This window comes from Leifsonia poae (assembly GCF_020009625.1).
In the GTDB taxonomy this organism is placed as follows: Bacteria; Actinomycetota; Actinomycetes; order Actinomycetales; family Microbacteriaceae; genus Leifsonia; species Leifsonia poae_A.
Genome location: NZ_JAIHLP010000002.1, coordinates 2,194,758 through 2,215,244 on the forward strand (window position 1 = coordinate 2,194,758; position 20,487 = coordinate 2,215,244).

General features: G+C 66.4%; 20 protein-coding genes and 1 tRNA gene. 10 read left to right on the forward strand and 11 right to left on the reverse strand.

Annotated elements, in window-relative coordinates:
* The first annotated feature begins 180 nt into the window (after window positions 1–180).
* Both K5L49_RS11100 and K5L49_RS11105 read left to right on the forward strand, forming a co-directional pair.
* Window positions 181–648, forward strand: coding sequence for a hypothetical protein (locus tag K5L49_RS11100; protein ID WP_223692751.1), 468 nt, complete (start codon window positions 181–183; stop codon window positions 646–648).
* Window positions 649–858: 210 nt separating this feature from the next.
* Window positions 859–2,562 (forward strand): alkaline phosphatase family protein, encoded by a 1,704-nt coding sequence (locus tag K5L49_RS11105; RefSeq protein ID WP_223692752.1) that lies wholly within the window; start codon window positions 859–861, stop codon window positions 2,560–2,562.
* Between the two features lie 75 nt (window positions 2,563–2,637).
* Here K5L49_RS11105 and K5L49_RS11110 read toward each other — a convergent pair whose 3' ends face one another.
* The 6 genes from K5L49_RS11110 to K5L49_RS11135 form a co-directional block, all read right to left on the reverse strand.
* Window positions 2,638–3,060 carry a heat shock protein transcriptional repressor HspR gene (locus K5L49_RS11110; protein WP_223692754.1) on the reverse strand — a complete coding sequence of 141 codons (423 nt, stop codon included), beginning with the start codon at window positions 3,058–3,060 and terminating at the stop codon, window positions 2,638–2,640.
* Window positions 3,057–4,049: a DnaJ C-terminal domain-containing protein gene (locus K5L49_RS11115; protein WP_223692756.1), complete on the reverse strand. Its 993-nt coding sequence runs from the start codon at window positions 4,047–4,049 to the stop codon at window positions 3,057–3,059. The genes K5L49_RS11110 and K5L49_RS11115 overlap by 4 nt, the downstream gene beginning before the upstream one ends.
* Before the next feature lie 153 nt (window positions 4,050–4,202).
* Window positions 4,203–4,877: a nucleotide exchange factor GrpE gene (locus K5L49_RS11120; RefSeq protein ID WP_223692758.1), complete on the reverse strand. Its 675-nt coding sequence runs from the start codon at window positions 4,875–4,877 to the stop codon at window positions 4,203–4,205.
* Window positions 4,878–4,879: 2 nt separating this feature from the next.
* The gene (gene dnaK / locus K5L49_RS11125) at window positions 4,880–6,742 is read right to left on the reverse strand and encodes a molecular chaperone DnaK (protein ID WP_223692759.1); all 1,863 of its coding nucleotides are present in this window, start codon (window positions 6,740–6,742) and stop codon (window positions 4,880–4,882) included.
* A 231-nt stretch (window positions 6,743–6,973) separates the two neighbouring features.
* Window positions 6,974–8,545, reverse strand: a complete 1,572-nt coding sequence (locus K5L49_RS11130) for a transporter (RefSeq protein WP_223692760.1) — start codon at window positions 8,543–8,545, stop codon at window positions 6,974–6,976.
* Entirely contained in the window at window positions 8,527–9,324 is a 798-nt protein-coding gene (locus tag K5L49_RS11135; RefSeq protein ID WP_223695288.1) for an ABC transporter ATP-binding protein, read from the reverse strand. The genes K5L49_RS11130 and K5L49_RS11135 overlap by 19 nt, the downstream gene beginning before the upstream one ends.
* Before the next feature lie 237 nt (window positions 9,325–9,561).
* On the opposite strand from K5L49_RS11135, the gene K5L49_RS11140 reads away from it, so the two are divergent.
* Both K5L49_RS11140 and K5L49_RS11145 read left to right on the forward strand, forming a co-directional pair.
* Entirely contained in the window at window positions 9,562–10,200 is a 639-nt protein-coding gene (locus tag K5L49_RS11140; RefSeq protein WP_223695289.1) for a GTP pyrophosphokinase, read from the forward strand.
* An 88-nt stretch (window positions 10,201–10,288) separates the two neighbouring features.
* Window positions 10,289–11,755: an MFS transporter gene (locus tag K5L49_RS11145; RefSeq protein WP_223692761.1), complete on the forward strand. Its 1,467-nt coding sequence runs from the start codon at window positions 10,289–10,291 to the stop codon at window positions 11,753–11,755.
* A gap of 78 nt (window positions 11,756–11,833) precedes the next feature.
* Here K5L49_RS11145 and K5L49_RS11150 read toward each other — a convergent pair whose 3' ends face one another.
* Complete coding sequence (locus K5L49_RS11150; protein ID WP_223692762.1) at window positions 11,834–12,160, reverse strand: MarR family winged helix-turn-helix transcriptional regulator; 327 nt, start codon at window positions 12,158–12,160, stop codon at window positions 11,834–11,836.
* Window positions 12,161–12,608: 448 nt separating this feature from the next.
* Between K5L49_RS11150 and K5L49_RS11155 the strand changes: the two genes are divergently transcribed.
* Both K5L49_RS11155 and idi read left to right on the forward strand, forming a co-directional pair.
* Window positions 12,609–13,601 (forward strand): hypothetical protein, encoded by a 993-nt coding sequence (locus K5L49_RS11155; protein ID WP_223692763.1) that lies wholly within the window; start codon window positions 12,609–12,611, stop codon window positions 13,599–13,601.
* A 96-nt stretch (window positions 13,602–13,697) separates the two neighbouring features.
* Window positions 13,698–14,249 (forward strand): isopentenyl-diphosphate Delta-isomerase, encoded by a 552-nt coding sequence (idi, locus tag K5L49_RS11160; RefSeq protein ID WP_223692764.1) that lies wholly within the window; start codon window positions 13,698–13,700, stop codon window positions 14,247–14,249.
* A gap of 94 nt (window positions 14,250–14,343) precedes the next feature.
* Here idi and K5L49_RS11165 read toward each other — a convergent pair whose 3' ends face one another.
* Both K5L49_RS11165 and dcd read right to left on the reverse strand, forming a co-directional pair.
* Window positions 14,344–14,871, reverse strand: a complete 528-nt coding sequence (locus tag K5L49_RS11165; RefSeq protein WP_223692765.1) for a hypothetical protein — start codon at window positions 14,869–14,871, stop codon at window positions 14,344–14,346.
* 49 nt (window positions 14,872–14,920) lie between these two features.
* On the reverse strand, window positions 14,921–15,526 hold the full coding sequence (gene dcd / locus K5L49_RS11170; protein WP_223692767.1) for a dCTP deaminase: 606 nt from the start codon (window positions 15,524–15,526) through the stop codon (window positions 14,921–14,923).
* 104 nt (window positions 15,527–15,630) lie between these two features.
* On the opposite strand from dcd, the gene K5L49_RS11175 reads away from it, so the two are divergent.
* Window positions 15,631–15,704 (forward strand) — tRNA-Gly (locus tag K5L49_RS11175).
* A 10-nt stretch (window positions 15,705–15,714) separates the two neighbouring features.
* Here K5L49_RS11175 and K5L49_RS11180 read toward each other — a convergent pair.
* Both K5L49_RS11180 and K5L49_RS11185 read right to left on the reverse strand, forming a co-directional pair.
* Entirely contained in the window at window positions 15,715–16,917 is a 1,203-nt protein-coding gene (locus tag K5L49_RS11180) for an IS481 family transposase (protein ID WP_223692769.1), read from the reverse strand.
* A gap of 89 nt (window positions 16,918–17,006) precedes the next feature.
* Entirely contained in the window at window positions 17,007–17,474 is a 468-nt protein-coding gene (locus tag K5L49_RS11185) for a hypothetical protein (RefSeq protein ID WP_223692770.1), read from the reverse strand.
* Between the two features lie 141 nt (window positions 17,475–17,615).
* On the opposite strand from K5L49_RS11185, the gene K5L49_RS11190 reads away from it, so the two are divergent.
* From K5L49_RS11190 to K5L49_RS11200, 3 genes are all read left to right on the forward strand, one after another.
* Window positions 17,616–18,404: a hypothetical protein gene (locus K5L49_RS11190; protein ID WP_223692772.1), complete on the forward strand. Its 789-nt coding sequence runs from the start codon at window positions 17,616–17,618 to the stop codon at window positions 18,402–18,404.
* A gap of 39 nt (window positions 18,405–18,443) precedes the next feature.
* The gene (locus K5L49_RS11195) at window positions 18,444–19,019 is read left to right on the forward strand and encodes a hypothetical protein (RefSeq protein ID WP_223692774.1); all 576 of its coding nucleotides are present in this window, start codon (window positions 18,444–18,446) and stop codon (window positions 19,017–19,019) included.
* Window positions 19,020–19,458: 439 nt separating this feature from the next.
* Window positions 19,459–20,454 carry a hypothetical protein gene (locus K5L49_RS11200; protein WP_223692776.1) on the forward strand — a complete coding sequence of 332 codons (996 nt, stop codon included), beginning with the start codon at window positions 19,459–19,461 and terminating at the stop codon, window positions 20,452–20,454.
* Window positions 20,455–20,487 lie beyond the last annotated feature (33 nt).

Below are 20,487 nucleotides of genomic sequence, written 5' to 3' on the forward strand. Positions count from 1 at the left end.
AACGTGGGACTTCGTGCGCTCACCGGCAAGCCCGCGAGCGCTCACGGGCAACCGGCGCGCGGCCCGCCCGAAACGAGTGACAGGACCCCCGCGACGAGTGCATGGAGACGCCGGTGGCGCATCCCTAGCGTTGACGGCACCGGCGATCGGCCGGACGACACCGCGACAGCAGGAGGAACGATGGCCGGCAAGTACGAGCACCTTTTCGTGCGCCACATGGGCGACTCGAGCGACGATCTCATCAACGAAGGCGCTGTGGCGACCGGTCTGCCCCGCCCGGCGCACATCGGCGATGCGTTCGCCCTGATGCGTGCCGCTGACGTGCCCGAGAGCAAGATCCACATGACCTACAGCTGGATCAACCCGACCGACGAGCCGAGCCACTGGGTCAACGAGCACGAGCACGACTACGACGAGGTCCTCATCTGGACCGGGAGCGACCCGGAGAACCCGCACGACCTCGGCGGCGAGATCCTGATCGACCTCGACGGCGAGACGTACAGCGTCACGACCTCCGGCGCGCTGTACATCCCGGCTGGCATCCGACACTGCCCGCTTGATTTCAAGAAGGTCACCCGCCCCATCCGGTTCAGCGCACTCTCGCTCTCCGGCGGCGCGTACTCCTCCGACGAGGATGTGCCGCGCTGACGCGACTGTTGCGGAAACCTGTGCGCCCTCGAAGACGACGGGGCTCCCAGCTGGAAGTCCGCCGAACGCCGTCACCCATGCGATGAACGGAGCGTGAACCTTCGCGGAGCAGTTCGCACCCGCGCCCACGTCTCGCGCTGCACTCGCCACAATCGTGCACGAACGGTTGATCTCCCCCGTTCGGGGGGAGCCGCGTCGAAGGGATTCACGATGGTGACGAAGGAACGCGCGGCGCGAGCCGCGGTCGCGACCGCACTGGGAGTCGCGCTGCTGACGGGCGCCGGCATCGCGCCGGCACTGGCCGACGATGGTCGAGGGGAGAGCGCCTCGGGAGGGCAGGGGCAGTACGGTTCGGACGGCCACGGTCGCAGCGTGGTCAAGCACGTGCTGCTGCTGTCGATCGACGGCCTGCATCAGAAGGACTTGAGCTGGTATCTCTCACAGCATCCGAACTCCGCGCTCGCCGGCCTGGTCGCGCACGGGACCGACTACACGAACGCTCAGACACCTGTGCCGTCCGACTCGTTCCCCGGCATGGTCGCACAGGTGACCGGAGGCAACCCCGGCACGACCGGCATCTACTACGACGACACGTTCAACCACTCGCTCCTGCCGGCAGGCACGACGAACTGCACCGGCGCCACGCCGGGCGCGGAGGTCGCCTACACCGAGGCGGCCGACAAGAACCAGGCGTCCATCGACGCAGGCCAGGGCCTCACCGGACTCCCCGCCAGCATCCTCTCGATGACCGGATCTCCCGCCACGCTGATCGATCCGGCCACCCTTCCCGTCGACCCGGCCACATGCAAGCCGGTCTACCCTCACCAGTACATCAAGGTGAACACCGTCTTCGAAGTGGCCAAGAAGGCCGGGCTCACGACCGCATGGTCGGACAAGCACCCGGCCTACGAGATCCTGAACGGCCCGTCGGGCACCGGCATCGACGATCTGTTCACCCCGGAGATCAACAGCAACGCCGCCGCGCCCTTCACCGGCGACTGGACGACGGACAACGCGGCCACCCAGCAGTACGACGGCTACAAGGTGCAGGCCGTGGTGAACGAGATCCACGGCAAAGATCACTCCGGCGCCAAGGCCGCCGCTGTGCCCGCCATCTTCGGCATGAACTTCCAGGCCGTCTCCACCGCCCAGAAACTCCCCACCTCAGACGGGCTCACCGGCGGATACCTCACCGGGGGCGCCGTGCCTGCTGCACTGCTGAGCCGAGCCCTCGACTTCGTGGACACGTCGGTCTCGTCGTTCGAGTCGGCCCTGAAGGCAACCGGTCACCTGAACGACACGGCGATCATCCTCTCAGCCAAGCACGGGCAGTCGCCGACCGATCCGGCCGCGCTCAAACGGGTTCCAGACGGCCCCATCATCGCCGGCCTGAACGCCGCGTGGAAGGCCACGCATCCGACTGCCGCCGACCTCGTGACCTTCTCCACCGACGATGACATCATGCAGCTCTGGCTCTCGGACCGCTCGCCCGCGGCCACCGGATTCGCGAAGCAGTACCTCTCCACGCACACCGCGGCCGGCAACACCGTCAGCAGCGCCGCGATCACGGTGCCGTCCTCCGGGCTCGACCGCATCTACGCGGGCGCCGAAGCCGACCGCTATTACGGCGCGAAGGTGGGCGACAGCCGAGTGCCCGACGTCCTCGGCATCGCCCGGACCGGAGTGGTCTACACCGGCGGCAAGGCAAAGATCGCCGAGCACGGCGGTGCGAGCGCTGACGACCGCAACGTTCCCATCGTCGTCTCGCTGCCCGGCGACCACCGGGCCCGCACTGTGGGCGACAAAGTGGAGACTACGCAGATCGCGCCGACCATCCTGGCCGAACTCGGCCTCAACCCGCGGGATCTCCAAGCGGTACGGATCGAAGGAACGAAGGTACTTCCCCGCCGCTGAGCACGGCACGAACGGTGCGGCCGGCTCCCGGCGACGGGGGCGGCCGCACCGGTTTGAAACAGTGCCCGACCGCGCTCAGTCGCGGCCGAGCGGGCGCCAGACGACGACCTGGTTGCTGCGGCGCATGCGGGTGCCCGCGCGCAGAGAGATGACCTCCCCCTCGGAGCCGGCCGCGAAGACACGGCGGCCAGGGCGGTTGAGAAGTTCGTCGGCAAGCGCCGACTCGAGCTCGCGCACGCGGTCGCGCAGGGCACCGACCTGGTCTTCGAGTTCGAGGATGCGGCGGATCCCCTCCAGGCTCACCCCCTCGCTGCCGAGGCGGGCGATCTCCTGAAGTTTGGCGACATCGCGCATCGAATAGCGGCGCGATTTGCCGATCGTCCTGGTGGGGCTGACGAGACCGAGCCGGTCATACTGCCGGAGCGTCTGCGGGTGCATCCCCGCCAGCTCGGCCGCGATCGAGATCACGAAGACCTGACTGTTCTCGTCCACCGTCATCCCCTCGCTTTGGCCAGGAGGTCGTCGCGCGGGTTGTCCGAAGGGAGCTTCTCGGCGAACGCCTTCAGGGCGTCTTCCGCGTCGGAGGAGAGGTGCGACGGCACCGCGACCTGAACGATCGCGAGCAGGTCGCCCGTTCCCTTCGCCGTCTGAACTCCCCGGCCCTTCACCCGCAGCACGCGGCCGCTCGGGGTTCCCGGAGCCACACGCAGCTTCACCGGATCGCCGCCGAGCGTCGGCACCTCGATGGTCGCGCCCAGCGCAGCCTCGGCGAAGGTGACCGGAACGGTGACGCGCAGGTTGAGCCCATCGCGTTCGAACACCGGATGCTTGCGAACGGTCACGGTGAGCACGATGTCACCGGGTTCGCCGCCGTCGGGGCTGGGCTGGCCTTTGCCGCGCAGCTTGATCTTCTGGCCGTCGGCGACCCCGGCCGGGATCTTCACCTTGATCGGTTTGCCGTCCGAGGACTGCAGGGTGATCGTCTCACCCTTCGTCGCGGTGAGGAAGTCGATGGTGGTGTGGGCGGTCACGTCGCGTCCCCGCGTCGGGCCGCCGGCCCCGCGGTAGCCGCCGCTGGACGAGCCGAACCCGCCGTTGCCGAACATCCCCCCGAAGATGTCATCGAAGTTGCCGCCCTGCTGGTAGGTGTAGCCGCGGCCGCCGCTGGGGGCACCGCCGCCGAACATCCCTCCGAACACATCGTCGAAGCCGCCCTGGCCGGCGGAGCCCGGAGCGGTGAAGCGGGCACCGGAGCCCATCGCGCGGATCTGGTCGTACTCTTTGCGCTGTTCCGGATCGCTCAGCACCGAGTGGGCTTCGCTGATCTCTTTGAACTTCGCTTCCGCGGCGGCGTCCCCCGGGTTGGAGTCGGGGTGGTACTTGCGCGCGAGCTTGCGGTAGGTCTTCTTCAGATCCGCGGGGGTGACGTCTTTCGAGACGCCGAGAACCTTGTAGAAGTCCTTGTCGAACCAGTCCTGGCTAGCCACGGCGCCTCCTTTCGTCTTTCTCGTTGCTGTATGAAGTCTGCACTGTTCTCTCGAATCCGTCGCTCACGAGTCTCCCCCGGCCACGACCGCCTGGACCTGAGAACAGGGCCAGGCGGTCGAGGAGGGCGATCGCTCCTGATTTCAGGATCGGGTTCAGGCGGGCACCGCCACGACGACCTTGGCCACCCGCACGGTGGTGGAACCGAGCTGGTAGCCCGTCTCCACCACATCGGCGACGGTCTCGACCGTCACATCCGCGCTGGGCTGCTGGAAGATCGCCTCGTGGATCTGCGGGTCGAACGGATCGCCGGCCTGGCCGTACGCGGTCAACCCGAGCCGTTCCACGGTGACGCGCAGCTTGGCCGCGATGGTCGCGAACGCGCTGCCCTCCTCCAGATCGCCGTGCTTCTCGGCACGGTCGAGGTCGTCGAGCACGGGGATGAGACCCTTGACGGTCTCACCGACCACGCGCTCGCGCTCCACCTCGCGGTTGGCCTCGGTGCGCTTGCGGTAGTTCGCGTACTCCGCGGTCACCCGCTGGAGGTCGGCGAGCCGCTCGGCGGCCAGCTGGTCGGCCGTGGACTGGCCGCTCAGCACGTCGAGGTCTTCGTCGCTCAGCAGGCTCTCGAAGGCCACACCCTCGGTCGGCCCGACATCCACGAGCTCTTCGTGGGCGAGGTCGGGGTCGGAGGCGGGCGCCTCCGACCCGGCCTCGGCCGGCTGTCGAACCTTGCCGGTCTCGGGGTCGATCCGGCGCTTGTCGCGGATGATCGGCTCCTCGTGCTCGGGCTCGTTCGAGTCCTGCCCGTTGGGGTTCTCTTTGGACATGGTTACTTCTTCTCCTCGTCTTCGACGACCTCGGCGTCGATGACGTCTTCGTCGGAAGACTCTGCGGCAGGCTCTTCGCCCGCCGGAGCCTGCTCGCCCGCGGCGGCGTCGGCCTGGCTCGAGGCGTAGATGGCCTCGCCCAGCTTCGACTGGCTCGCGTTGAGCGTGTCGTACGCTGTCTTCACGGCCTCTTCGTCATCTCCGGCGAGAGCGGACTTCAGCGCGTCGACATCACCCTGAACCTCGTTCTTGACGTCTTCGGGGAGTTTGTCCTCGTTGTCCTTGATGAGTTTCTCGATGCCGTAGACCAGCTGTTCGGCGGTGTTGCGCGTCTCCGCGGTCTCCCGGCGCTTCTTGTCTTCGGCAGCGTGCTCCTCGGCCTCGCGGACCATACGCTCGATGTCGTCCTTCGGCAGCGACGAGCCACCGGTGATCGTCATCGACTGCTCCTTGCCGGTGCCCTTGTCCTTGGCGGACACGTGCACGATGCCGTTCGCGTCCAGGTCGAAGGTGACCTCGACCTGCGGGATGCCCCGGGGGGCCGGCGCGATGCCGGTCAACTCGAAGGTGCCGAGCGGCTTGTTGTCGCGGGTGAACTCGCGCTCGCCCTGGAAGACCTGGATCGCGACGGACGGCTGATTGTCGTCGGCCGTCGTGAAGGTCTCGCTGCGCTTGGTCGGGATCGCCGTGTTGCGGTCGATGAGCTTGGTCATGATGCCGCCCTTGGTCTCGATGCCGAGGCTGAGGGGCGTGACGTCGATGAGCAGCACATCTTTGCGCTCACCCTTGAGGACTCCGGCCTGGAGTGCAGCGCCGACGGCGACGACCTCATCCGGGTTGACCCCCTTGTTGGGCTCCTGGCCGCCGGTCTCCTGCTTGACGAGCTCGCTCACGGCGGGCATGCGGGTGGAACCACCCACGAGCACGACGTGCGCGATGTCGCCGACCTTGATGCCGGCCTCGCGGATGACGTCCTGGAAGGGCTTCTTGGTGCGGTCGAGGAGGTCGCTGGTCATCTGCTCGAACTGGGCGCGGGTGAGCGTCTCGTCGAGGTTGGCCGGGCCGTTCTCGGTGAGCGACAGGTAGGGCAGCTGGATGCTGGTCGACATGCTCGACGACAGCTCCTTCTTGGCCTGCTCGGCGGCTTCCTTCAGGCGCTGCTTCGCGATCTTGTCGTTGGAGACGTCGACTCCGGTGGTCTCCTTGAACTTCTTGATGAGCCAGTCGACGATGCGCTGGTCCCAGTCGTCGCCACCGAGCCGGTTGTCACCGGACGTGGAGCGCACCTGGATGGTCGAGAAGTCGTCGTCTTTGCCCACCTCGAGGAGGGAGACGTCGAACGTGCCGCCACCGAGGTCGAAGACCAGGATGAGCTCGTCTTCCTTGCCCTTGTCGAGGCCGTAGGCGAGGGCCGCGGCAGTCGGCTCGTTGATGATGCGCAGCACGTTGAGGCCCGCGATCTCACCAGCCTCCTTGGTGGCCTGGCGCTCGGCGTCGTTGAAGTACGCCGGAACGGTGATGACCGCATCCGTCACGGTGTCGCCGAGGTACTGCTCAGCATCGCGCTTCAGCTTGGCCAGGATGCGCGCCGAGATCTCCTGCGGCGTGTACTTCTTGCCGTCGATCTCGGTCTTCCAGTCGGTGCCCATGTGGCGCTTGACCGAAGCGATGGTGCGGTCGACGTTGGTGACGGCCTGGCGCTTGGCGGTCTCGCCGACGAGCACCTCGCCATCTTTGGTGAAGGCCACGACCGAGGGGGTCGTGCGGAAGCCTTCGGCGTTGGCGATGACGGTGGGCTCGCCACCTTCGAGCACGGAGACGACGGAGTTGGTGGTTCCGAGGTCGATTCCTACTGCACGGGACATAGGTGTTGTTCTCCTTTGTTGCTGGTTCTGCTGGGAAAGTCGTCGATCAAGAGTTGAGTCTTGATGACTCAAGTGTTTCACTCGCATTCTCGACTGTCAAGTCGATTCTCGAAAACTTGAGCGCACTAGACTCAACTTTGCGCACCCCCTTTTCATTCCCCATCGCACACCCACGGCGTTCCCCGGATGTCTGCCCCGACTGCCCACCCAACGCGGGAGGGAGGGAGGCGGTTACGCGTCTTTGCCCAGTCGGATGAGGAGTTCGGGAGCGCGCGCGTCGAGCAGGCGGCCACCCTGACGAACACCGACGGCGAGCAGAACCGAGCCGAGCGCGACGCCGACCAGCAGCCCGCCCCAGCCCCACAACGCTTGCCCGGTGAGCAACGACACGACCAGGAGCGCGATCTCGGGCAGGCAGAGCACCGCGAGCACGCCCCACGACACGAAGGTCGAACCGACGTTCGCCATGTTGGAACCGGGGCGCGATCGGAACGGATTGTCACCGGGGGCCGGAACGGGGAACACGAACAGTGCCGAGGTCACCGACGAGACGCCGAGCCCTGTGAGGAGCAACCCGAAGCCCAGTCCGAGCAGCCCCGGAACGGGAAACCATGAGTCCTGCACGGCGGCGGCACCGAACGTCAGCACCAGCACTACGGGCACGGCGAAAGTGAGCACCGCCCACGCGCGCCCGAGCCGATCGGCCCGGCCGGGGACGGCCTTGGACATGTGCAGGGCGAACGCTGTGGAGTCGAGCGAGACGTCGGCGATCATCGAAATGCCGAGCAGGAACCCGATGAGCGGCCCCGTCGCCAGAAGGTAGCCGGTGCTGTGGTTGAGCGTGGCATAGAACCAGAACAACAGGGGCAGGATGGGGATGATGATCAGCTGCCGCAGGTAGCGCGGATCCCGAAACCAGTAGGTGAGACAGCGGGCCGCGATCGCTCCGGCCTGCGTGCCCGGGAAGAAGGCGAAGAGTCCGACCTTGCCCCGGGCGCGCACGCGAGATGCGGCATGCGCCGGCGTGACCAGCGAGCGCGCCAGACCCCACCGCCACACTCCGAGCAGCACGGCAAGGGTCGCCAGCGCGATCAGCAATCGCAATACCGCCCCCAGCGGATCGCCGAGCGCCACCGACGACGGCACCGCCCAAACGGCGCCGAGCGGCGTCCAGGAGAGGGCCTCGGCGACACCGGGAAGCCCTTCGGAGGCGTTGCTGATCCCGCGAGTGACGCCGATGATGATCGGCCCGGCCAGGATCAGCGGGATCATGATGAGCAGCCCGCTGGCCTCCCGGAAGCGCCGCCCCGACGCGAGTCCACTGGAGACGGAGGTGACGGCGCGCGAGATCACGACACAGGTGACGGCGCCGAGTGCTCCGGTGACCAGCGCGATCAGCGCCACCCCCGGCATCCGGAGCCAGGAACCGAAGGTCGCCAAGGCGGCCAAGGTCGTGGCGGCGCCGGGGATGCCGACGATGCCGCTCAGCAGCATCCCGAGCAGCATCTGATTCAACGGGATGGGGTACACCGCCAGGTGGGACGGGTCGAGCGTCTGCTCCACACCCGACACCAGCACCGGGATGATCGCCCACCCGAGCACGAGCACCGACCCGGCGAGCACGACCACGGTTCGCACATCGGCGACCGGGACGACGTTGAGCACGAACAGCGCGACGATCGCACCGAACAGCATCAGTGCCCCGTAGAGGCCGCCGATGATGACCGCCACCAATTGCCCGGTGCTGCGCCGGAACGTGTTGCGCAGAACCAGTAGGCGCAGCCTTACGAGTGTTGCAACCACTCCGGCCCCTCCCCGATGCGCCGGCCTCCGACGAGCTCGACGAAGCGGTCCTCCAGCGACGATCCGCCGCGCACCTCGTCCACGGTTCCGGCCGCGAGCACGCGACCGTCGCTGATGACGGCGACGTTGTCGCACATCCGTTGCACCAGATCCATGACATGGGACGACACGATCACCGTTCCGCCGCCACGCACGAACCCGTGCAGGATGTCGCGGATGTTGGCCGCTGACACCGGGTCGACCGACTCGAACGGCTCGTCGAGCACGAGCAGTCGGGGTGCATGAACCATGGCACAGGCCAGCGCCACCTTCTTCGTCATGCCGGCCGAGTAGTCGACGACCAGGGTGCCGGCCGCTTGCTCCAGGTCGAGGAGTCGCAGCAGGTCCTGGGTTCGCGCGAGAGCGGTGTCGCGGTCCATCCCACTCAGCAGCCCCGCATACTCCACCAGCTGCTCGCCGGTGAGTCGGTCGAACAGTCTCACACCGTCGGAGAGCACGCCCACCAGCGATTTGGCCCTGATCGGTTCGCGCCAGACGTCCACCCCGTGCAGAAGCACCTGCCCTTGGTCGGGGCGAAGCAGTCCGGTCACCATGCTCAGGGTCGTCGTCTTCCCGGCGCCGTTCGGCCCGACGAGACCGTAGAAGCTGCCCCCGGGCACGTCGAGGTCGAGGCCGTCCACCGCCACTTTCTGCCCGAAATGCTTGCGCAGCCCCCGGATGCTCACCGCGATCCTCGCATCTGCCGGCGGCACCTCGCTCGCTGCGTTCAGTTGTGCCATCGGCTCGCCCAGCTCCTCCGTCGTCGCGTGCGCCCCACCGTACAAGCCGATCCCGGAGAACGAAAGGCCGCCCGCCGGCTGGGCCATACTGAGCCGCCTCACATCGAGCGCACAAGCGGCCTGGGTAGCGTGGAGCGCGTGACTTCGGAACTGGCACCGTTCGACGGCAGCGAGCCCCTGCTCTCCGTGCAGGCGCTCACGGCGCTGCAGGGCATCGACGCATCGACCCTCGATGAGATGCGCGCATTCCGTGAGAGCTTCGCGCGGTTCATCATGCCGTACAAGTTCGCGATCGACGAGATCGCCACCAAGGTCTCGATTCTGCGCGAAGAGTTCTCCGAGTTGCACGACTACAACCCGATCGAGCACATCTCGACGCGCCTCAAATCAGCGGACAGCATCGAGCAGAAGATCGCGCGCAAACAGTGCGCACCCTCCTTCGACGCGATCCGCGAATCCGTCACCGACATCGCCGGTGTGCGCATCGTGTGCAGCTTCGTCTCCGACGTGTACCACGTGTTCTCCATGCTCACCGAGCAGGAAGACCTGAGGGTGCTCACGGTGAAGGACTACATCTCGACGCCGAAACCGAACGGCTACAAGAGCCTGCACGTGATCGTGGAGGTTCCGGTCTTCCTCAGCGAGGGCAGCGTGCGGGTGCCCGTCGAAGTGCAGCTGCGCACGGTGGCGATGGACTTCTGGGCCAGTCTCGAGCACAAGATCTACTACAAGTACGACGGGGTCGTCCCGGCCCAGCTGCTCGCCGATCTGACCACCGCAGCGGTCACGGCCAACAGCTTGGACGTGACGATGGAGAAGCTCCACCAGCAGGTGAAGAACGGCGATGCAGACGGATCCCGGCCCATCGCCGTATAACTGAATCTCCGGCGACCCGCCCCGCGCATCCCGCGCCGGGGCCGCGCCGGTTCACCCGTCGTTCCCCCGCAGCACATACCCTGTGCTCATGACGAACGACCCGAGCGCGGGCGGTGCCGACGGCGCCGCGGACCAGCCGGCCGCTCCCGCCACCACGGATGCGCTCCTGACCACCGCGAGCCCCCTCTTCCTCGACTCGACGACCGAACGGCACATCCCCCGCGGTCGTGTCGTCGCCTGGGCGCTGTGGGATTGGGGTGGCGCGGCTTTCAACGCGGTCATCACCACATTCGTGTTCACGGTGTACCTCACCGGCAGCCTGTTCGTGGAGCCCGCTCTGGTGGCGGCCCGGAATGCGGAGAGCGACCCCCACGGCCCGGCGCACGCCGCCGTCACCGCGGCCGAAGCCCCGCTGTCGAGCGGTCTCGGGTGGGGCCTCGCCATCGCCGGGGTCGTCGTGGCTCTGCTCGCGCCGGTGCTCGGCCAGCGCACCGACGGTTCAGGCAGACGCAAACTCTGGCTCGGTGTGAACACCGGCGTCGTCGTGCTGGTGACCGCGCTCATGTTCTTCGTCGTCGGTGCGCCGGACTACTTCCTCGTCGGCGTCTTCCTGGTGGCCGTCGGCACCGTGTTCTACGAGATCGCCACGGTCAACTACAACGCCATGCTCGTGCAGGTCTCCACCCCGAAGACGGTGGGCCGGGTGAGCGGCTTCGGCTGGGGCGCCGGATACCTCGGCGGCATCGTCCTGCTCCTGATCGTCTACTTCGGCCTCGTCGTCGAGAACAGCGACGGCACCGGCGGCTTTCTGCACGCGACCGAGGATGCCGGGCTCAACATCCGCATCATCGCCCTGATCGCTGCGGCGTGGACGCTGATCTTCTCCCTGCCGGTGCTGCTCGCCGTGCCCGAGATCCCAGCGCAGTCGCGCTCGGTGCGCGTCGGCTTCTTCCGGTCCTACGCCGTGCTCGTGCGCGACGTCGGACGGCTCTGGAAGGAGAGCCGCAACACGGTGCTGTTCCTCATCGCCTCGGCTCTCTTCCGGGATGGGCTCGTGGGCGTGTTCACGTTCGGCGGCATTCTCGCACAGGGCACCTTCGGCTTCTCGAGCGGCCAGGTGATCATCTTCGCGATCGCGGCCAATGTGGTCGCCGGCGTGAGCACTCTGATCTCGGGCCGCCTCGACGACCGCTTCGGGGCCAAACCGGTGATCGTGACCTCATTGATCGGCCTGATCATCGCGGGGCTCGCGGTGTTCTTCGCCCACGACCTCGGCGCCGGCGCGTTCTGGATCGGCGGCCTCGTCCTGTGCCTGTTCGTCGGACCGGCGCAGTCGGCGAGCCGCACCTTCCTGGCACGGATCACCCCGGTCGGTCGCGAGGGCGAGGTCTTCGGACTCTACGCCACCACGGGACGCGCGGTCAGCTTCCTGGCACCGTTGCTGTTCGCGACATTCGTGGCGATGGGAGGCGCGCAGTTCTGGGGCATCCTCGGCATCGTCATCGTGCTGGCCATCGGGCTCGCCCTCCTGATCCCGGTGCGCGCCTCCCGCTGACGGTCATCCCGCTCGCGTCTGCCCCATCGCCGTGCGCATCCGTGTCGCGCAGACGCACGAGGCGTCCGGATCGGTCGGTCAGTCGCGGGGCCAGGCGTGCACGAAGCGGTCGAAGAGGGTGGCGAACGTGCGCGCTTCCTCGGGGGTGAACGACGCGATCGCCTCCTCCACGGCGGAGCGACGGTGCGTTCGCACCTCGGTGATCTGCGTGCGCCCGGCGCTCGTGAGCTGGATGAGGCTGCGCCGCGCATCCGTCGGGTCCTGGATTCGGCGCACGAGCCCGCGCTCCACCCCTTCCTGAACGAGGCGGCTGGCCCGCGGCTGGTCCACGCCGACCGCCTGGGCGAGCGCGCTGATCGACAGGTCGGTGCCGGCGCGCTCGGCCGCCTCCAGCGCGTCGAGCATGCGGAACCGGGCTGCCCGGCCGAGTGATCCGTCCGGCCGGCCCCGGCGGCCGCGCGGCGAGTCGGCGCCGGCGGCAGTGGCCTCCGAGTCGCGGGCGTCATCCAGCCCGTGCCCGCCGTGCCCGCCGCCATACCCGTGGTCGCCGTGATCGGGATGCCCCTGCTCGCCCGGATACCCCCGCCGGCCGCGTCCTCCACCGGGCCCGCGGCCGAACGGCCCTTCGCCCCAGGGGCCACCGCCGAACGGGCCCCCGAACCCCCGGGACCACCCCGCTCCCCGCGGTGGTGTCGACGGATCTGATCGCGCCGCACGGCCACCAGGGACTGCTCGATCAATGCCACCACATCCGAAGGCTGAGAGTTTTCTTCACGGGCTTGACCGTCGATTTCCATGTATGTAATCATACATTCAGTTGTAATAGTACATGCAACTAGAAAGGGGTTCTCTGATGAACACCACCACAAACTCTGAAAACACACCGCCCGTCTACTGGTTCGGCGCGATCGAGCGCTCTCTGCGGGAGCGCATGCGCTCCGACCTCGCCGACCTCGGCCTCCGCCGTGGCTCCTGGCGAATCCTGCACACCCTCGCGGGCGGCCCTGCCACCGCCGAGGCCATCGCGACCACGCTGCCGCCCGTCGGCGAAGGCCGTCGCAGTCGGGGCGAACACCCGCGCGGTGGCAGACGGCCGGGGCACGACCATGGCCGCTTCGGCGGCAGCTTCGAAGGCCACTTCGGCACCGAAGAGGAACGCCGCGCCTTCCACGACGGTCGCCGTGCTGCATTCCACGAACGTTTCCCCTCCGAAGAGGAACGCCACGCCTTCCACGCCGGGCGTCGCGCCGGTCACGGCTTCGGCCGCGGCCGCGGTTTCGGCCCCGGCCGCGGTTTCGGCCGCCCCGACGTCGGCAACGACGAGGAACGCGAGGCATTCTTCGAGAAGCTCCGAGAGAAGCACGGCCTGGCCCCATGCGCCGATGCCGAGGAACGTCACGCGTTCTTCGCCGATCGTCGCGAGGCGCGCGAAGCATCCTTCGCCGAGACCCGCGGCGACCGCCGAGCCGGCAATCGGCGCGGCGGAGATCGACGCGGCGAGCGCATCGACTCCGTGCTCTCCGACTTCGCCGAGCGGGGATGGGTCACCATCGTCGACGGCGTCGCCGAGCTCACTCCCGCGGGGCGCGAGGCCCACGACGCCGCATTCGCCCGAGTGCGCGAACTGCGCGGATCTGCTGCGGCGGGCATCAGCGGCGAGGACTACGCATCACTGCTGAGCACCCTCGAGACAATGGCCCGGAACCTCGGCTGGAAGGCCGCGGATGCCGTACCGGATTCCGAGTCCGACTCCGAGTCCGAGTCCGAGAAGAACGGCGAATCCGGCGAGGAGGCGAGCGGTCAGGACGACCGCGACGACCGCGACGTCCGCGACGCCCGCAACTGACGACGACACCGGATCCCGGTTCTGCGCCCACCCCTGGGGCAGGCCGGGATTCGTCGTCTCGGCAGATCGCCGAGCCGGATCGACGACAATGGGGGAATGACCTCATCTCGCGAAGAAGTCGTGCTCCTCGCCGACGACGGAACGCCCGTCGGCGTGGCCGACAAGGCGAGCGTGCACACCCGGGAGACCCCGCTGCACCTCGCCTTCTCCTGCCACCTCTTCGACGGGGAGGGACGCATCCTCGTCACCCGGCGCGCCCTCGAGAAGCGCACCTGGCCCGGCGTCTGGACCAACTCGTTCTGCGGTCACCCCGCCCCGGGCGAGGCACTCGAAGACGCCGTGCGCCGCCGGGCATCGGATGAGCTGGGCGCGACGATCGACAACCTCACCCTGGCTCTCCCCGATTTCCGCTACCGCGCGGTCGATGCGGCCGGAATCGTCGAGAACGAGATCTGTCCCGTCTTCACTGCGACCGTCGACCCCGACCTGGCGCCCGTCCCCTCCGAAGTTGCGGAGTGGGAATGGGTCGATGTGCGCACTCTGCTCACGGCGGTCGTCGCCACCCCGTGGGCCTTCAGCCCGTGGTTGACACTGCAGCTGCCGGCCCTCTATGAGAACACGGCCCTCGAAGCTTCAGAACAGCTGTGAGCAGACCTCAGTATTTCCACCTGTGCACTCGTTGTGGATAACTCGATCGGTCATATGCCGCGGAGCGCATGGCCGCAGGGGTGCGCCCACCGGATCATGCCACGCGAGTCGCGTCCATATGCTGTTCGAGCCAGTAGGTGCGGCCTTCGTCGTTCGACACCCAGCCGTCCCACTTGAACGAGTTCTCAGTGATCTCGCTGAAATTCCAGCGGATGGGTCGACCGTCGGTCTGCGTTCCGTCCTGACGGATGCCCGTGCGGTGATGGCCGGTCGCCACGAGGGTGCAGAAGTCGTTACCGACCGCACCGAACCAGCTGACCCGCCAGGCACCGAGCACCGGATCATACACCCGGATCGTGCTGCCCTTGGTCTCCGGCACGGTCGGGTCGGCGGCGCTGGGGGCGACCAGCACATCCTGCACCGCCATGCCTCCGAGCACATAGGCGAACGTCCAGTCGTAGGTGAACTCGGACCACGCGCCCGACCCTTCGTCGAGGAGCCGGCACTCGGCACGCCAGGTGCCGACCAGCTGGCCGAACAGGTGCATCCGCTGCGGACGCACCGGGGTCGGACCGCGGGCGATCAGGGCCCGCGCGAACGTCTCGTTGGGTGACTCGCTCATTGCTCTGCCCTCCGGCTGGGTGGTGCGGATGCGCGTCCCGGCGAAACGGTCAGTTGCCCGGGCGCCCCGCCTCCGTGCTCGAAACGTCGGTGCGGTGGAAGTTGAGGAACGAACGCGAAGCCGTCGGCCCGCGCTGACCCTGGTAGCGGGAACTGTACTCGGTCGACCCGTAGGGCCGTTCGGCCGCCGACGACAACCGGAAGAAGCACATCTGCCCGATCTTCATACCCGGCCACAGCTTGATCGGCAGCGTCGCCACATTGCTCAGCTCGAGCGTGACATGTCCCGAGAAGCCCGGGTCGATGAACCCGGCCGTCGAATGCGTGAGCAGCCCGAGCCGGCCGAGCGAGCTCTTGCCTTCCAGCCGCGCGGCCACATCGTCCGGCAGCGACACCAGCTCGAACGTCGACCCAAGCACGAACTCGCCCGGGTGCAGAATGAACGGCTGGTCGGGCTCCACCTCGACGAGGTGGGTGAGCTCCGGCTGGTCTTCAGCAGGGTCGATGAACGGATACTTGTGGTTGTCGAACAGCCGGAAGAACCGGTCGAGACGCACATCCACACTCGACGGCTGGATCATCCCCGCTTCGAATGGCTCGAGGGCGATGCGACCCGTCGACAGCTCGGACTTGATATCGCGATCAGAGAGAAGCACGGGGAAAGCCTATCGGGGCGGGGCCACGACAGGGCGCGTGGGTGCACGGCGAAAAACGGCGGGAGGTTTCGATAGGATGGTTGCAATGCCCCGCTGGGGGCAATGCGAGTGTAGTTCAATGGTAGAACTTCAGCTTCCCAAGCTGATAGCGCGGGTTCGATTCCCGTCACTCGCTCCATTGTGATGTCTCAGGACATTGTGAACGGCTGAACCCGCGGTTTTTGGGGTTCGGCCGTTTTCAGTTTGGGTTGGTAGCTCTGTTTTGGGTCGATTCTGTAGTCGCCGAGGACGGTGCCGTCGAGGCTGATGATGGTTGCGTCGTGGTTGTGGATGAGGATGATGATCTCGGTTCTGGCGTGGTGTCGGCCGACTCCGAGGTGCAGCATTCGGTTGCCGTAGCGGGGTGAGACTTTCCCGCCGGGATCGATCGTGTCGTAGCGGGCCCGCCAGAGGTTCGGGTCGCCGGGTGTGGTTGGTTCGGCCTTCGGGATCAGCGCGTAGGCGAATGCTGGGGTTTGTCGGTTCAATGCTCGGTGCGGGCGCTGCTGGTTGTAGTAGTCGCGGAAGTCGTCGAGGACGGTTTGCAGGTCGCTGATGGTGGCGGCGGGGTGGGCGGCCAAGTACTTCTTCAGGGTTTGCCAGAACCGTTCGATTTTGCCCTGGGTGGTGGGTTTGTAGGGGCGCCCGTTCTTCTGGGTGATGCCCTCGAGGGCGAGAAGGGTTTCGAACGCGTTCGCGGTTCCTCGCCCGCGCGCGCCGCCGGCGTATTTGGTGGTGTAGACGTTGCCGTTATCGGTCAGGGTCGAGGCGGGGAAACCGTGGAGCAGGGCAGCGGCGGTGAAGGTGTCGGTGACGGTCTTCCCGGAAACCCGGTAGTGGACGGACAGGTGCAGCAGGTATCGGGAGTGGTCGTCGAGCCAACCGATGATCTCGGTGTCCCGGCCGTCGGTCAGCGCCCAATGGGTGAAGTCGGATTGCCAAGTCTGGTTCGGGCGCTCCGCGGCGAACCGCTGGAAGGAGCTGCGGGGTCGTTTCTGCGGTTGCGGGACGACCAGGCCGGCTCGGCTGAGGATCCGCCAGATTGTCGCTCGGGAGGGTGTGTGGCCGTCCCGGTCGAGGTGGGCGAGGATCGTATCCGCCCCGGCGTCCAGTCCCGCCGCGGTCAGCTGATCGCGCAGCTGCAGGATCCGGGCGGACACCCCCGGTGAGGTTCGGTTCGGGGACGACAACGGCCGAGACGACCGAGCCTGAAACGCCGCATCGCCCTCATCCAACCAGCGGTGATACAGCCGATGAACCAACGATTTCGAGACGCCGTAACGGGCCGCGACCTGCCCGTAGGAGAGTCCTTCAATGACGACAGCCTGGATCAGCACCTCGGGTTTGCTCACCCTGCGACAGTGCCCGCCGCCCGTTCACAATGTCCCGAGACATCCCCACCGAACCCCCGAGATCGTTCACAACGTCCCGCGACATGCGTTCACAAGGTCCTGAAACCAGACAGGATATCGACGCGGAGGTCGCGGGCGTTCCATCGGAATTGATCGTCTTCAACGTCGATCAGGGTTGCTCTGGCCGCTGTGATTAGGGGTTCGATGAGCGTTCGAATGCGCACGATGATCTCTTCTTCGACGTCGTCTTCGGGCCATTCGACAAGATGGGAAATGTTAATGATCAGCGCTTGCCCATCCCATTCGAAAGCGATGGGCTGGTACGGTCCTTCTTCTTCCAGGTATCCAGCTTCGATGTCGGCGACTAGGGCGCGGCCGCCGCCGGCTTCGTAGTTTTCAGCTTCAGCCCGCAAAGCGTTGCGCAGATCGACGACTCTAAGTTGATTGAGTTCTTCCGGATGGAGGACTAGTTCGCCCTGCATCCCACTACGACGGCGTTCGCCGAGAACGCGCCACCCGTCGTGTGAGTGGGAGTACGCAATTGTTGCCCTGGACACACCGCGACCCTATCGCCAGCCACGCATGCCGCGACCCTATCGTCAGCCACGCACGCCGCGACGTAGGCACCGGCCAAGTCGGGGCTCCCGAGCCTTCGCTACCAATTGTCCCGTTTTGGGGGCAGCGTGAGGATCACTCAGGTGGGTACGCTCATCTCCGATCTGAGGAGCTTCACGATGGCTGATAACCCAACGACTGATACCGACCCAGTCGATGAGCATGTGCCGAGCCCTGAGACTCGCCAAACCGATGTCGCAGCTGACATGCCGGCAAGAGAGACGGCGACGGATGCGGACGGGGCCGAAAACAGCCCGCTTATCGAGGCCGAGATCGAGACTCCTGCATCGACCAAAACGCCCAAGGCGACCGCGACAAAACAGCTACGGCGGACGCCTGCGATCACGGCTCGGACGGCTGCGGTCCTCGTCGGGACGGCGCTCGTGGTGGGAGGCGCCACGGGAGGGGTCATCGGCTTTGTCGCGCGTCCAGCGGTGAACACAACCGCCGAGTATAGGGCGATGAAGCTCAGCTTGGACAAACAGCTCGGCGACGTAAAGTCGCAGCTCGGGATCGCGAACAACGATCTCGACGCGTCGAACCAACACATCACTGACATTGCCGACCGTGAGACTGCGCTTACGGCCGGGGAGGCGAAACTGAAAGCGGATCAGGCTGCATTGGACGCGCAAACCAAGCAAGTTCAGTCGACCCAGTTCGGCGATGGTGTCCACCTAGTCGGGACGACCATCACCCCCGGTGTCTACTCGATCAGCAGCGGTAGCAACTGCTACTACGCGTGGATGTCCGGCACCGGGTCCGACGCGGACATCATCGACAACAACATCGTTTCAGGTCCCGCAGTTGTCACCCTGAAGGCCGGGGACATCTTCGAAACCAACCGCTGTGGGACTTGGACGAAAATCGGATGAGCCAGGGGAACAACGACACCGGCCAGGGAATGGCATCGCATGGGTAAGTACGCAGGTGACCCATCCGCGATCTTCGCGCTCGAACTCACCTCCGAGAAGCGGTTCTGGTTGGCGGAACCCGACGAGCCGCGTTTCAGCCGCTGGAGTGCTGCACTTTCCCTCATCGACGACGGCTCCGATGCCGGCGTGCTCGTTGCTCATGGACTGTTTCTGCTGTATCGCAATGCGCGCTGGGACGGACGCTTCCTCGACCGGATGGATGAGGACTCCAGCGACATGGAACGAATCGCCTCCGCGATCGTTGACGAAAGCGGTTCTGCATCCGATGACATATTCGGAGAAGGCGACGTTTTCGGGGGCGACGTCGTTATCGCGGACCGGATTGAAGTCCTCCCTGAGTTCCGACAGCACGGGTACTCCCACATGCTTGTCGACAGTGTGGCCAGGGAATTGGCGCCAGACGGCGCGATCGCTCTTTTACCAATGCCGCCCGGTGATCAGTCCCCCGGACCTGTCTCTGCCCTGCAGCGGCATTGGGCAGCCGGCGGATACGTCGAACGACGCCACGGCGTATTCACCCGGCCCACCATCCCTGCTCTGGTTGAGGACGACTAACCCGTTCGCGGCCGCGCGATGCTGACGCGCCGACCGGAATGAATTCGTGGCCTCAGCGGTCGCGGGAGAGACGTGGCGATCGCTATGGGCCAGGTGCCCGGCCGATACGGTGCTTCGTCGACGACGACGGTCATGGGTGCTTGCGCTGCTCCCGACTGGTGTGCGCAAGCTCACGCTGACCGCCCGAGGCGACGTCGTCGCAGAGCCAGCCGTCGGACCGCTGGATGAAGCGTTCGCCAGCTGATGAAACGTCTTCCGTCCGCCTCACGGATTGTCGGCGCTCGAAACGGCGCAGTCACCAGTTCCACCGAGCCGCCGAGGTGCGACAGCCCCGCTGTTATTGCGAGCCGCGCCAGAGAGCAACGGTGGAAATAGCCGCAGCGCGTTGCACTGAGCTCGAGTACCGCTCGAGGTGTCAGTCAGATGGGATCATCGAGACATGACACCGACGCCCCCTTCACCCGAGCTGTTAGGTGCGCCCGTGGCGACGTGGGCGCTGATTGTGTCCTCATTCAGTTTCGCGATCGCGCTGATCGCTCTTGGTTGGCAGGTCGCCAAACACTTCCTCGACGGCGGTCGTGTCAGGGTCTACCTCAATACGTGCGTTCTCGAGCCCGAGTTCATGCTCTCCACCAACCGTTCCGGACGCTTCGCGCTGCAGAACGACGTCACCGCACGCAGCGTCACCGACGGGCGCGCGCTAGAACTGGCCCAACTCGTGGTGGAGAATCCGGGGCGAGTATCAGTAACTATCTACTCACCCGGGTTGAGCTTCAGCGGACACGGCAAGAAGAACCACTCGATCGTTCCGCGGATGTTCGAGACTGGCCCCTCGTTCGGACCTGACCAGGCAGTCGTGGACACCGTCGTACGGCTTGAACCCTACGGTCGCGTGACATTCCTCCTTGACTACTGGAGTGTCATGTCGACTCTCTTAAAAGACGCGCCGCGCGGAAACGTGGCCGTACGAGGATTCGTCGGCGTGGCCGGCAGAACAAAACGTCCCCAGCGCTCAAGCCGGAAACGACGATGGCGCATCGCGAAGGGAAGCTACACCGCGATCGCGGGCTCTCCGGACTTCACCCCGTACAGCGTCATCTGGCGCGAAATGTACGTTCGCTTACCCGAACGAGTGGACGAGGACACTCAACGCAATCCCAACGCTGGCACGCCGACAACTCGTGGAATGCTTCACTATCTGCTCGACGAGGCGATGTCACGGTTTGACGAGCGACCGGAACGCGAGCTATTTTCAGACGCTCTGAACGAGATCGCAAAGGAGCACGGCGATCAGTTCCCGGTCTTGGGTTACTCCGTGTTCGAGGCCTACCAGGCGCTCGACAGAATGGAAGGCCACCTCGCCCCGTGGACCGAAGGGTTGTTCCACAGGACTCGCACAAAGGACACGAACGAGGCGTCGGCCGGTGACGGGTGACCGGCCGACCCGCGTGCCCGTCTCCGCTCCAAC